Source organism: Lepagella muris, assembly GCF_004793975.1.
In the GTDB taxonomy this organism is placed as follows: Bacteria; Bacteroidota; Bacteroidia; order Bacteroidales; family Muribaculaceae; genus Lepagella; species Lepagella muris.
The window spans coordinates 40998-54594 of sequence record NZ_SRYB01000002.1 but is presented as its reverse complement, the minus strand read 5'-3'; the positions used below and the strand labels follow the sequence as shown (position 1 = coordinate 54594).

Genomic DNA, 13597 nt, shown 5'->3' with positions numbered 1-13597 from the left:
AATTATGACAATTTGACAGATTAGATTGACAGATAATGAAAAAGCAGGTCTCACCGACCTGCTTTTTCATTATCTGTCAATTGCCTGTAGCCTTGCTGGAAAAATGAGCAGGCATAATCCCGAGAACGCAATATCTCGCCGTCCGCCATGACGATATCCACGTCGACCGGCACCCGTTTCTCCCGTCGTGACTCTTCATCCCTGCCACAACTGCGTTCATATTCCTTGCATGCCATCTCCAGATCTGACAGACTGCCCGGATAACTGCCAGACACAACTGCATTCATATAATTGGCTCCGGAATGTCCTACCGGCAACGTCTCATATATCTCCGATTCCATGTAGTCGCCGAGTATGCCGGAGAGCCACGTCATAGCCTCACCCACCGATCTTTCCCTGTCGCCACAATTCGAACCGAGACTCAATACTACTGAAATATCTTGCGTATGCATAATATCCGACTCTCAAAATCTATAGTCATGCGCTTAATCCCTCATACGTCATTTATCCGCATGACGTAGCGTGATCAGCGTGATTTCAGGATATGCACGGAAAAGACGTGCCGGCATTCCTACCTCTCCGGCTCCTATATTTACGTACAGACCGACTGGACGACCCTGCTTGTTGAGACGATTGAAATAACCGCCCCATAGTTCATAGCGGAACTGTGCCGGAGACCATCTCCATCCGAACAGATTCGTCTCCACCTGCATGGCATGAGTATGTCCTGAAAGCGTAAGCCCGATATTTGTATTGTCTGCCACCTCCATTTCCCAATGTGCCGGATTATGGGTCAGCAAAATCTTAAAACGGTTGTCGTTCTGATGAAAGATGGAATCTTTTGATGAAGGGAGAGCCTTCTCAAGATCCCCGTATATCGGGAAGGGGGCATCCCCTACATTCTCCACCCCTATCACCACGATACTGTCCGCACCATTGACAATAAACCGGCGCGTATTGTTAAGGAGATCCCAACCCATCTTTTTCTGATAGATTGCCATGAGTTTATTGTTGCGTTCCCTGTCGGCGGGTGTCTTCCAATTCATGTAATCACCATAGTCATGGTTGCCGAGAATCGACAGTACACCGTCGGGAGCTTTCAGGCGCGACAGTTCCGATATAAACGGAACCATCTCCTTTGTATGACGGTTCACAAGATCGCCCGTGAAGACTATCAGATCAGGATGCAGACTGTTGACAGAGTCCACCAGTTCCGAAATGAAAGAGGTATCATTCCCCCACGTGCCTACATGCAGGTCGCTTATCTGGACTATCCTGTAGCCATTGAATGATTCAGGAATCTGCGCCGACGACACCTCAATAGGAACCACCTCTATATGATTGCGGGTGTAGATCACTCCCCACCACATCGAAAGGAAAAGCAGACCGCCTACCACCACACCACATATACGTGAACCTCTGCGCGGGGCCTTTCTCCGGTAGGAAGGATAACTTTTTTTCTTTGCAAACAACGACCCAAGCCTACCCGCCAATGAGCACAATACGTAGCCTATCTTACCCATATAAATGGAAAGATAGGTATATAGCATCCACATCACCGGAAGAAGGTCGGATTCCTCCGATCTCTTAGGCATACACATTATGACCACAAGAAGCGACCAGCACAATAATGTGCTGACTATGTATGCCAATCGTGCACCACGCTTGCGGGTGGCTGTACGCACATCGGAATAAATATAGACGTCGATCAGAAAACTTAAAACGAAAAGCACAACTGCTGCCAATACCGGTATTCTCATAGGGGTATATTTTTAATTCTTATTCCATGCCTCCAAGAAGCGATCTCAGCTTGTTACGGAGCGGATTGGAATACATGGTGAGCATCATCTCCCACATGAAATCACGCTCCTCGTCCGTCACGTCGGCAAGATCCACCTTGTCAAGCTGGCTATTGAAATATTTTATTATCTCCTCTTTCTTCTCCGGCGTATATTTTCGCGCGAAGCGATCCGTATCATGAAGGAGATCAAATGCCACGTAGTTTATCTCAAAGATCTCATAACTCCTGTGTATAGCCTGGTCAATAAGGCTGCACACGTGCTTGGCGGCACGGTTATTGTCATGAAAATCCCCTATCTGCTCAAGTTTGCTGTTGATTCTTGGAGTTAGCTGGAAATGCACCTTCCCTTTAAACTGAAGCAACCCTGTCTCCATCGAGAAGAGATCATCACGCTGCGATTTCTTGAAATCCGGATCACGGCGTTTCTGAAGGAATTCCCTCACTTTCAGATAATCGTTGGGATCAAACTCGTATGAGATCGACACCGGCATAAGATTAATCTCCTTCAGTCTGTCGATAAACTCCCCTTCTCCGGCAATGGCAAGCATCTTGACAAGGGATTCCTGAGTATGATCACTGCTGTCCTTGGCACGACCCTCACGCTGGGCTATCCACACCGACTCCCTCTTCTCCAGAATGCTGTGGTGGATATAGGCAGAGAGTTTCTTGGCAGCAGCAAGACCCTCTCGCAATCCGGTGTTGCGCTTCACGATGAAGCTCTTGTTAAGCCTCACCAGATCATTGATCCAATCGAATATAAGGAGATTGTTGCCAATCGCCACTTCCGATGTCGGCACCCCCTTTCGCAGGAATGCAAGATTCAGAAACGACGCATCGAGCACAATGTCGCGGTGATTCGTGATAAACGTGTAGTTCATCGACGGGTTGAGATACTTTATGCCCCCAAGCGTTATGCCGGAAGTGGTCTTCTTGGCGAGCATCTCCAGAAAAGGAAACATCACTTGCTTCTGGAAATCATCCTTAGTATTGATTTTCAAAAGATCCTCTATGAGAGGAGGGACTGCCTCCGACGGCATTATGTAGTTGACCGCATGCAAAAATCCGGGTTCCTTTACAAGATTTTCCATTCTTGCATGAAATTCCGAATCGTCGTATGGCGCTATATCGCTGAAATTATAATCCTGCTGACTCATTTTACTTCAATTTTATGACTCCCGCACGTATGACCGCACAAGAGATAGTAGCATTCTTTTGCAAAGTTAATGCTAAACCATCTAAATTAAAAACAATCTTGATTCAAAAATGCCCGCTACGCAAAATTTATCCGATTTTTATCAATCAGTCTTGCGGTAGGCTCTCCACTTTTCAATCAAGGCGGTCATATCGGCTGGCACCTCCGACTCAAAATCCATCTCCTCCCCGGTGCGCGGATGCACAAATCCGAGTGTGCGGGCATGGAGTGCCTGCCGGGGGCACGTCTGGAAACAATTCTCCACAAACTGACGATATTTGGCAAAGGTGGTACCCTTCAGTATGCGGTCGCCGCCATATCTCTCGTCATTAAAGAGAGGATGACCCTTACTGAGCATGTGCACGCGTATCTGATGTGTGCGTCCCGTCTCAAGCACACATTTCACAACGGTGACATAGCCGAAACGTTCCAACACCTTGTAATGGGTCACGGCATGTTTCCCTATGGTAGGGTCGTCAAACACTGCCATCTGGAGCTTATTGCGAGGATTGCGGGCTATATTGCCGACGATAGTACCCTCCGGCTCATCAAAATCGCCCCACACCACCGCTACGTATTCACGACGCGTGGTCTTATGGAAAAACTGATTGCCGAGATGAGTCTTAGCTTCGGGAGTCTTAGCCACCACGAGCAATCCCGACGTGTCCTTGTCAATCCTATGGACGAGTCCGAGACGCGGGTCGCTGACGTCATAATCGGGATTATCCTTGAAATGCCATGCCAGGGCGTTGACAAGCGTACCGCTGTAGTTGCCATGACCGGGATGCACCACAAGACCTGCCGGCTTGTTCACCACGAGGAGATCCGCATCCTCATATACTATATCGAGAGGGATATCCTCAGGTATAATCTCCAGTTCATAACGCGGACGATCCATCACAATGCTGACCACATCGGCAGGCTTCACCTTATAGCTTGACTTCACCGGCTTGCCGTTGACTATGACACACCCGGCATCTGCCGCCTGCTGGATACGGTTGCGTGAGGTCTTCTCCATGCGGTCAACAAGAAATTTGTCGACACGAATCATCTGCTGACCCTTGTCAGCCACGAAACGGAAATGCTCATACATCTCCCTACCGTCTTCTGTCACGAAAGAGGGCTCCTCCACCACTTCGGCAGACGCGGCGTCATCAAGCATCTCCTCGTCTATACACATCTCATCTTCCATTACTGCACAAATACTGGTTCCGGATCATCCGGTTCCGGATCATCCTCAATACGTTGCTGCGGTTCCGGTTCTTCATCACGAATCTCCTCTTCCTGTTGAGAAGCCAATTCCTCAGTGGCATATTGCAGATACTCCGCATTCTGAAGGGAATCGCGGAGCGAGCCGAGCCTTCCGTCATACACCTCCACGACAAGGCGTGCATTGACCGGAGTCTTGTCTCTCTTCTTCACCACCTTTCCGTTGGCAATTATCTTGACGATGCAATCGTTGTCGCCAAGGATCTTGACCACGCGCACATTCTTGAAGCCCAATTCCTCCAGACGTGCCATACCCTGACGGAAAGAGAATCCTCTGAGGGCATCCTCTCGCGGGTTGTTGTCGTCGTCGATCACCACCTCCTTCGGATGCACGGCGTTTATATAGAGAAATATCTTACGCCCCGGCTTGACGTGTGCGCCGGGACGAGGGAACTGCTCTACCACAAATCCGGGCTTCATGTCCTCCTTATAAATGGAGTCACGGATATCGACGCGAAATCCATTGTCATGCAATTTCATTACAGCCTGGGTATACGACATGTTCTCGACCGACGGAACCACGTCGCTCGAACCATGCTTGGTAAACAGCTGTAGACACAGATACACTATCCAGATGCCAAGGAATGCCACCAGGACGATCACTATAAAATTAGCCAGCACCGGATGACGGCTTATAAAGCCATCGCTTCCAGTTTTTGATTTTTTTAACATCAAAAGCTCCTGTTTTTTAATTTCCAGCCCCAAAGTTAGTCAAAATTTTTCTAACTGAGCATTTCTTCATTCAAAATAATTTTAGTAACTTTGCAACTCAAAGCTTAACCGAGGCTTTAACCAAAGCGTTAACTTGATGCGTAAATTATTCTATTTCATACCTCTACTCCTCATGTTCTCATCATGTGGAGAATATAATAAAGTGCTGAAAAGCAAAGATGTAGACTACAGGTTTGACTTTGCTAAACGCGCTTTTGACAAACGTAATTTCACTCAGGCGGCTACCGTTCTTGAAACCATCTACACTCCGCTGCGTGGTGGTCCGAACGGGGAGGAGGCATTGTTCCTTCTCGCAATGTCGTATTATGAGAATAAGGATTACCTGAATTCCGGATTATTTTTCAAGACGTACTACAGCCGGTATCCCAAAGGGAAATATACCGAGCTTGCCCGATTCTATTCCGGATATGGATACTACCTTGACTCCCCCGATCCGCAGCTCGACCAGTCGCAGACTGTAAAGGCAATCGAGGAGCTGCAAGGATTCCTTGACTTCTTCCCCGACAGCGACAGGGTGTCAATCGCCCAGAATGCAATCTTCGAGATGCAGGATAAACTGACTCTTAAAGAGCTACAGAATGCCCAGCTTTACTACAACCTCGGCAATTTCCTCGGCAACAACTATGAGTCGGCGATCATCACCTCGCGGAATGCGCTCAAAAACTATCCTTACTCCAAATTCCGAGAGGATTTCGAGATGCTTATCCTCAAATCGAAATATCAGGAGGCTAAGCTTAGTGTGCCGGAGAAACAGGCCGACAGGTATCGTGAGGTCATCGATGAATATTACTCATTCACCAACAACTATCCTGATTCAAAAAACAGGAAAGAGGCCGACAATATCTATGAGATAGCACGCAAGCACGTGCAGGAATAATTTTATTACGAACTTTTGTATATCATCATCATAATTCACCGTCATGGATTATAAAAAAACAAACGCGCCGCTCAACACCGTGACCCGCGACATGATCGCGATGGCAGAACAGACCGGTAATGTCTACGAAACCGTTTGCATAATCGGCAAACGTGCCAACCAGATTGCTGTGGAGATGAAAAAGGAGCTCGAGAAGAAACTTCAGGAATTCGCCTCTACCGACAACCTCGAGGAAGTGTCGGAAAATCGCGAGCAGATCGAAATCTCAAGATTCTACGAGAAACTTCCGAAACCTACCCTCATCGCCACTCAGGAATATATCGAGCACAAACTCTATTTCGCAAATCCTACCAAGGAGCGCGACCGTCTCAACGACTGATACGCCATGAGGCAATCTTATTGAAGAGCCATTATCTTCATCCCAAACAATAACATGAAAGCCGGAATATTTTCCGGCTTTTTCTAATGTTTACTCTTTCGTCTTCATCAGAAGCCTTTTCTCATACATATACACACATGCCGGAAAACTGCATACATATCTTTAATCCTGAGACGGATTTCGCCCTTGCCCTCGGGAGGAAGCAATACTCCCCGCCAAAGGCTATAGTAGAGTTCCGGAAATCTATGGCATTATTCCCCGCAATGTTTGCCAGGAGGGGTGACGCGATTCTTCTGATAGATAATCACGATGAGGCGGAGCTGGCAAAAAGAGAGGGGCATGATGTGGCGTTGCGGAAAGAGGTGACGATTCTGACTCCCGAAATGATTCCGGGACACATGGCTCTCCATCCCGACGTCTTGGTAATGCCTTGGGGCTGGAACCATTCCCTGCTACGGATGCTTTCATCTTATGGCATACCGCGCAATCTGATGAAATCCGAGAGTGAGATTGATGTTCTGAGAGATCTGGCTCACCGACGCACCACAATTCCGTTCAACAGATTCATTGCCGATGCCCTACCATACCTTCATCCTTCAATCCCCTCCGAATTTAACGATACGGATGAGGCTATCGATTTCCTGACGGCTAATGGGAAGGCATATTTCAAATCTCCCTGGAGCAGTTCTGGAAGAGGAGTGATTAATTCCGACGGTATGACCACGGATGCAATCAGACGATGGATTGCCGGATGTATCAAGAGACAAGGATCGGTGATGGCTGAGATAGCACGCAACAGGACCGGAGACTTCGCGTCAGAATGGTGGTGCAGCAATGGTCATGCCGAATATATCGGACTGTCGCTGTTCGACACATCGGCTGAAGGGAGATACCTCGGGAACCGGATCTTATCGCAGAGAGAGCTACAAAAGAGAATTGCCACATTATCCCCACAATGGAACGATGACGTGATTGAATCGCAAAGACTGGCTATCGATTCATTGATAGCACCCCACTACAACGGACCGGTCGGCATAGATATGTTCTCCACCGTTGAAGGGGATCTTAATCCATGCGTGGAGATAAATCTCAGGCTTACGATGGGACTCGCAGCTCTCTGGAAATGGAACGACAAACAAATTCAGATATAAATGGACTACTCATCATTATATATAAAGGAGAAACCGGTCGTGGCGATAATCGGCGGAGGGAACGTAGCCACACACCTCGCCAATGCCTTATCGGAAAAGGCGGACGTGACTCTCGTGAATCCGCGCACTCTTGAAAACCTTCCGTCGCACTCCGATTTCGACATAATATCCGTAAAAGACACTGCCATTCGCGAAGTGGCACAACGACTGAAGGGGCGAGATGCCATATTGGCACACACATCCGGCTCAATACCTATGTCAGCGCTTTCTGACGTTGCCGTATCCTTCGGAGTGTTCTATCCTCTCCAGACTTTCACTAAGGGCGTGGAAATCCAATATTCCGAGATCCCTTTTTTCATTGAGGGCAACGACTCCACGACGGAGTTGAAACTTAAAGGTCTGGCTCACCTGATTTCCGACAACATCATATCTGCTGACTCAGCCGACAGAAAACGCCTGCACCTCGCTTCGGTGTTCGCATGCAACTTCACCAACCGGCTCATGGGTATAGCCAAAGAGATTCTTTCTGAGAGCGGTATCGATTTCCGAGTGATGCTGCCTTTACTGAGGCAGACGATATCTAAACTTGACAACATGACACCCGAGGAGGCACAGACCGGTCCGGCTGTCAGAAATGATTTCGGCGTGATGGATGCGCATATCAAAATGCTCGAAGGTGATCAGGAGCTACAGCAACTCTACAGAATTTTTTCAAACCAAATAATTAAACATTCAGAATCATGAGCGGCATAAACTATGATCTTTCCAAGATAAAGGGATTCGTCTTTGACGTAGATGGCGTTCTCTCCCCCTCCACTATCCCTCTCGGCGAGGATGGGTATCCCCGACGTATGGTCAACATCAAGGATGGATATGCCCTGCAACTCGCCGTAAAGAAAGGCTACCGTATTGCCATAATCACAGGTGGGAAAGGCATTGCCATTCAGACCCGCTTCGAATCTCTCGGAATAAAGGATATATACACCGGTGCCTCAAAAAAACTCCCGATATTGAAAGAATGGTTGAGCAAGGAGAATCTATCCCCAGAAGAGGTAGCATTTATGGGCGACGACATACCCGACCTACAGTGCTTGCGCCACGTAGGACTCCCATGCGCACCATACGACGCATGTTGGGAAGCCAAAGAGACTGCCGCCTACATTTCAAAATTCTCCGGCGGCTACGGTTGTGGCAGAGACATTATTGAGCAGACAATGAAAGCGCAAGGGAAATGGATGTCGGATGCGGAAGCATTCGGATGGTAATGTTCATCCTACTTCTCAATTCATACCCCCGTTCCCTCCAACCATAAACTATAAACCATAACCCATAAACTATAAACCATAAATCCAACATGCTTGAAAATCTAAACGGCTACAAGATATTCCTTGCCAGCAAATCGCCACGAAGGCGCGAGCTGCTACAGATGCTGCGCATCCCCTTCAAGGTGGTCACAATCAACGGCATTGACGAGAGTTTCCCCGACGACATCTCCCCATTGCAAGTGCCGGAATTCATATCACGTAAAAAAGCGAAAGTCTATCTTGAGAGGATGCAGCCTAAAGAACTCGTCATCACAGCCGACACAATGGTGATATGCGGCGACAGGATAATGGGAAAACCTAAAAATCCGGAGGATGCAGTGGAGATGCTGCTATGTCTTTCCGGCAAAACCCATCAGGTGGCTACGGGAGTGACCATATCCACTGCCGACAGGACAGTATCATTCTCCTCTGTGACAGACGTAACTTTCGCTCCGCTTTCCGAGGAGGAGATCCGCTTCTACGTCGACAACTATCAACCCTTCGACAAAGCCGGCGCATACGGCATACAGGAATGGATCGGGGCGGTGGCGGTATCCGGCATAAACGGAAGCTACTACAACGTCATGGGGCTGCCCGTACACCGTCTGTTCCAAGAACTTAAGCAATTCTGATCATTCCCTCCCGTTACGTAAAAAAATTCCTGACAGAAAAAAACGGTATCCTTCAGATGAAAGATACCGTTTTTTCTGTCAGGAATTTTGACAATAATCAGTTATCAGACTCCCTCATAGCGATATTTTGCCTCCCAGCCGAGTGCCGATGCACCAAGCACTGCCGCATCGCTCTCTTTAAGCTCTGAAAGAAGGATCTTTGTCTTGCCTCTGTAGATAGGGAACAACGACTTCTCAAACGATTCTTTCAAAGGACGCATAAGAAGCTCGCCACTCTTTGCCAGACCTCCAAACAGGATGATCGCCTGCGGGCTGGAGAATGCAACCATGTCAGCGAATGCCTGACCCAGTATTGTGCCTGTGTAGTCGAAAATCTCTTTTGCGAGCTTATCGCCTGCTACCGCTGCATCATACACATCTTTTGATGTGATATCCTCGATCTGAAGATTACGGAGTATAGATGGCTCAGTGCGGATCTCAAGGAACTCGCGAGCGGTGCGTGCCACGCCTGTAGCACTGCAATATGCCTCAAGACATCCTGTGCGGCCACATCCGCAGATTCTGCCATTGTTGCGCTTCACCGTGATATGACCAAGCTCTCCGGCAAATCCGTCATGTCCATACACGAGCTGACCGTTTACAACGATACCGGAACCGACGCCGGTGCCGAGTGTAATCATGATGAAATCCTTCATACCGCGTGCTGCGCCGTATGTCATCTCGCCGAGTGCTGCTGCATTGGCATCATTGGTGACAGCCACAGGCACGCCTCCGAAAGCCTTGCTGACCTTCTCTGCCAACGGAACGATGGGTCCCCAAGGGAGGTTCGGTGGGTTCTGGATCTCACCGGTATAGTAGTTGCCGTTGGGAGCACCTATACCTATTCCGTGAATCTTATCCTCAGCATCATGTGCATTGAGCAGGCGCATCACGCCATCATGAAGTTCTGCAATATAATCATCGAAATTTGTATGCTTCTGTGTCTTTATTGAATCGCTTGCGATCACTTGTCCACGCGCGTCAACTATTCCGAAAACTGTGTTGGTGCCACCTATATCGACACCGAGTACATAAGGTTTACTCATGATACCAATCTTTAAGTATATATTTTAGTTAGTATTTCTGCAAAAAATCAGGCATCCCATTCGTATGCCGACGTTTTTCGGGTGCAAAGATATAATTTTTATTCATTATCTCATCATTATTTTCAATTTAATAACTTATTTTTTGTTAATTATTACATATAGTGTAAACTTACAATGCTAAAATGGCATCATAATTGCAATATCTGACTGAAGTTTCGCAAGCTGCACTTCAGTGGTTTAAAGTTTATAGTTTAAGGTTTAAGATTCACGAGAATCCACGAATCTTTTCATTATACAAAATTTAATGATCATAAACCATAAACATTAAACCTTAAACCATTTAAGTGAAGCAAGTTGGAAAACTTGCGAAACTTAAATATCTGACTATAGTCAGACCGACAGATCGGATGGCAATGCCTTATGCCACGACTTTATATGCGGCATCCTTAGGGATTCTTCAAAAAAATAACATTTAGACTCCGCTATACAACCATTATCCATCTGATTTGTTAATAATATGTAATTAGAATTTATCCGGGTGTAATCCCGAATACATTGGAAATAACTCAAAAAAGACATATATGAATTTCAACAACTTTACAATCAAATCTCAGGAAGTGGTTCAGAAGGCGATTGAGCTTGCCCGCCAAAACGGACAGCAGCAGATTGAGCCGCTCCACATCCTGAAAGCGCTGATTTCCGAAAGCGAGACGATTGTCAATTTTGTGTTCCAGAAGTTAGGGGCAAACCTCAACTCGGTCATAATGACAACCGACCGGGATATTCAGAGCCTGCCGAAAGTATCGGGGGGAGATGTCTTTCTAAGCAGGGAGTCGAACGATGCCTTACAGAAGGCTATTGACTTCTCAAAATCAATGGGAGACGAATACGTATCAGTAGAGGCAATCCTGATGGGTATCCTAAAGACAAAGGGGAAGGCTTCTCAGATTCTTAAAGACTCGGGAATCACCGAAGACGGGCTTAAAGCTGCCATTAATGATCTTCGTAAGGGCAACAAGGTGACTCAGCAAAGCGCAGAGGAATCATATCAGGCTCTAAGCAAGTATGCCATCAACCTAAACGACCGTGCCCGCAGCGGCAAACTTGATCCGGTCATCGGGCGTGATGAGGAGATACGCCGTGTGCTACAGATTCTTTCCCGACGCACCAAGAACAATCCTATGCTGGTAGGCGAACCGGGCACCGGTAAGACTGCCATTGCCGAAGGACTTGCCCACCGAATCGTCAGAGGCGACGTGCCGGAAAATCTTAAGACAAAACAGATCTATTCGCTCGATATGGGTGCGCTCGTGGCTGGTGCGAAATATAAGGGTGAGTTTGAAGAGCGTCTTAAAGCTATCGTGAATGAGGTCACTCAGAGCGACGGCGAGATAATCCTTTTCATTGATGAGATCCACACTCTCGTCGGTGCAGGTAAAGGGGAAGGTGCGATGGATGCCGCCAATATCCTGAAGCCCGCTCTTGCCAGAGGCGAGTTGCGTTCAATCGGCGCCACCACTCTTGATGAGTATCAGAAATATTTCGAGAAAGATAAGGCTCTTGAGCGTCGTTTCCAGAAGGTGATGGTAGATGAGCCTGACGAGATGTCGGCGATATCAATCCTGCGTGGTCTGAAAGAGAGATACGAGAACCACCATAAGGTGCGTATCATGGATGAGGCTATCATCGCCGCCGTGCAGCTCAGCGTAAGATATATCACTGACCGTTTCCTCCCCGACAAGGCTATCGACCTTATTGATGAGGCAGCTTCAAAACTGCGTCTTGAGATGGACTCCATGCCACAGGCTCTTGACGAGGCTTCAAGAAAGATCAAGCAGTTGGAGATCGAGCGTGAGGCTATCAAGCGCGAGGGCGACAAGTATAAGGTGAAGGAGATTGATGAGGAACTTGCCAATCTTCGCGACACTGAGAAATCGCTCAAGGCAAAATGGAAAGCTGAGAAGACCGAGATCGATAAGATCCAGAAGAATAAGATTGAGATCGAGCAGCTCAACCATGAGGCTGAAGTGGCGGAACGTGAAGGCGACTATGCAAAGGTGGCTGAGATCAGATATAGCAAGATCAAGCAGAAAGAGGATGAGAATAAGGCTACTCAGGAGAAGTTGCGTCAGCTTCAGGGCGAAGGTGCAATGATCAAGGAGGAGGTCGATGCGGAGGATATCGCTGAGATCGTAAGCCGCTGGACCGGCATACCTGTGAAGAAAATGGCTCAGAGCGAGAAGGAGAAACTGCTTCACCTTGAGGAGGAACTTCACAACCGTGTCATCGGTCAGGATGATGCCATAAAGGCTGTCAGCGATGCCGTGCGTCGTTCGCGTGCCGGTCTTAATGACCCCAGACGTCCTATCGGTTCGTTCATCTTCCTCGGCACCACCGGTGTCGGTAAGACTGAGCTTGCAAAGGCTTTGGCTGAATATCTGTTTGACGATGAGGATATGATGACCCGTATCGATATGTCGGAGTATATGGAGAAACATTCTGTATCTCGTCTTGTCGGTGCACCTCCGGGATACGTCGGATACGAGGAGGGTGGACAGCTTACGGAAGCTGTACGACGCAAACCTTACAGTGTGGTTCTTTTTGATGAGATTGAGAAGGCTAATCCCGATGTATTCAACATCCTGCTTCAGGTGCTTGACGATGGCAGGCTTACTGATAACAAGGGACGGTTTATCAATTTCAAGAATACAATCATTATCATGACCTCCAACGAGGGTTCCTCTATCATCCGTCAGAACTTCGCCGAGGCAAAAGAGGGTGAACGAGAGGCAACAATCCAGAAGTCTAAACAGGAAGTCATGGATCTGCTCAAGATGAAGATCCGTCCGGAGTTCCTCAACCGTATTGACGAAATCGTCCTCTTCACTCCTCTCGACAAGAAGGAGATTCAGGAAATCGTCAATCTTCAGGTTAAGAGCGTACAGAAGATGCTTGCATCCAATGGTGTCAAGCTCGATGTCACTCCGGCAGCTCTCGAGCTTCTTGCAGAGGATGGTTATGATCCCGAATTTGGTGCACGTCCTGTCAAGAGAACCATCCAGCGACTCGTGCTCAACCAGTTGTCAAAAGACATTCTGGCACAAAAAGTCAATCGCGACCATCCTATCAAGATTGATGTCAAGGATGATCAGCTTGTATTCACAAACGACTGATT

At 47.8% G+C, this 13597-nt stretch carries 13 protein-coding genes; 7 read left to right on the top strand and 6 right to left on the bottom strand.

From position 1 onward, the window contains the following. Nucleotides 1–50 precede the first annotated feature (50 nt). From E5331_RS01820 to E5331_RS01800, 5 genes are all read right to left on the bottom strand, one after another. Nucleotides 51–452: a 2-amino-4-hydroxy-6-hydroxymethyldihydropteridine diphosphokinase gene (locus E5331_RS01820; protein WP_123482931.1), complete on the bottom strand. Its 402-nt coding sequence runs from the start codon at nt 450–452 to the stop codon at nt 51–53. A gap of 48 nt (nt 453–500) precedes the next feature. After that, nucleotides 501–1760, bottom strand: coding sequence for a metallophosphoesterase (locus E5331_RS01815; protein WP_123482933.1), 1260 nt, complete (start codon nt 1758–1760; stop codon nt 501–503). Nucleotides 1761–1779: 19 nt separating this feature from the next. Next, nucleotides 1780–2955: an acyltransferase gene (locus E5331_RS01810; protein WP_123482935.1), complete on the bottom strand. Its 1176-nt coding sequence runs from the start codon at nt 2953–2955 to the stop codon at nt 1780–1782. Between the two features lie 141 nt (nt 2956–3096). Further along, on the bottom strand, nt 3097–4185 hold the full coding sequence (locus tag E5331_RS01805) for an RluA family pseudouridine synthase (RefSeq protein ID WP_123482936.1): 1089 nt from the start codon (nt 4183–4185) through the stop codon (nt 3097–3099). After that, the gene (locus E5331_RS01800) at nt 4185–4934 is read right to left on the bottom strand and encodes a PASTA domain-containing protein (protein WP_123482938.1); all 750 of its coding nucleotides are present in this window, start codon (nt 4932–4934) and stop codon (nt 4185–4187) included. Before E5331_RS01800 ends, E5331_RS01805 begins: the two co-directional genes overlap by 1 nt. Nucleotides 4935–5070: 136 nt before the next feature. On the opposite strand from E5331_RS01800, the gene E5331_RS01795 reads away from it, so the two are divergent. The 6 genes from E5331_RS01795 to E5331_RS01770 all read left to right on the top strand — a co-directional run bounded on the left by E5331_RS01795 (nt 5071) and on the right by E5331_RS01770 (nt 9337). Further along, nucleotides 5071–5871, top strand: a complete 801-nt coding sequence (locus tag E5331_RS01795) for an outer membrane protein assembly factor BamD (RefSeq protein ID WP_123482940.1) — start codon at nt 5071–5073, stop codon at nt 5869–5871. A gap of 43 nt (nt 5872–5914) precedes the next feature. Further along, nucleotides 5915–6250, top strand: coding sequence for a DNA-directed RNA polymerase subunit omega (locus E5331_RS01790; protein ID WP_123482942.1), 336 nt, complete (start codon nt 5915–5917; stop codon nt 6248–6250). Between the two features lie 137 nt (nt 6251–6387). Next, nucleotides 6388–7401 (top strand): hypothetical protein, encoded by a 1014-nt coding sequence (locus E5331_RS01785; RefSeq protein ID WP_123482944.1) that lies wholly within the window; start codon nt 6388–6390, stop codon nt 7399–7401. Next, entirely contained in the window at nt 7402–8145 is a 744-nt protein-coding gene (locus E5331_RS01780) for a Rossmann-like and DUF2520 domain-containing protein (protein WP_123482946.1), read from the top strand. Then, nucleotides 8142–8666 (top strand): KdsC family phosphatase, encoded by a 525-nt coding sequence (locus tag E5331_RS01775; RefSeq protein ID WP_123482948.1) that lies wholly within the window; start codon nt 8142–8144, stop codon nt 8664–8666. The genes E5331_RS01780 and E5331_RS01775 overlap by 4 nt, the downstream gene beginning before the upstream one ends. Before the next feature lie 89 nt (nt 8667–8755). Continuing rightward, nucleotides 8756–9337, top strand: a complete 582-nt coding sequence (locus tag E5331_RS01770) for a Maf-like protein (RefSeq protein ID WP_123482950.1) — start codon at nt 8756–8758, stop codon at nt 9335–9337. 104 nt (nt 9338–9441) lie between these two features. Here the strand turns inward: E5331_RS01770 and E5331_RS01765 are convergent, their stop codons facing one another. Beyond that, nucleotides 9442–10422, bottom strand: coding sequence for an ROK family protein (locus E5331_RS01765; protein WP_123482951.1), 981 nt, complete (start codon nt 10420–10422; stop codon nt 9442–9444). Nucleotides 10423–11003: 581 nt separating this feature from the next. On the opposite strand from E5331_RS01765, the gene clpB reads away from it, so the two are divergent. Beyond that, entirely contained in the window at nt 11004–13595 is a 2592-nt protein-coding gene (clpB, locus tag E5331_RS01760; RefSeq protein ID WP_123482953.1) for an ATP-dependent chaperone ClpB, read from the top strand. The last annotated feature ends 2 nt before the right edge of the window (nt 13596–13597 follow it).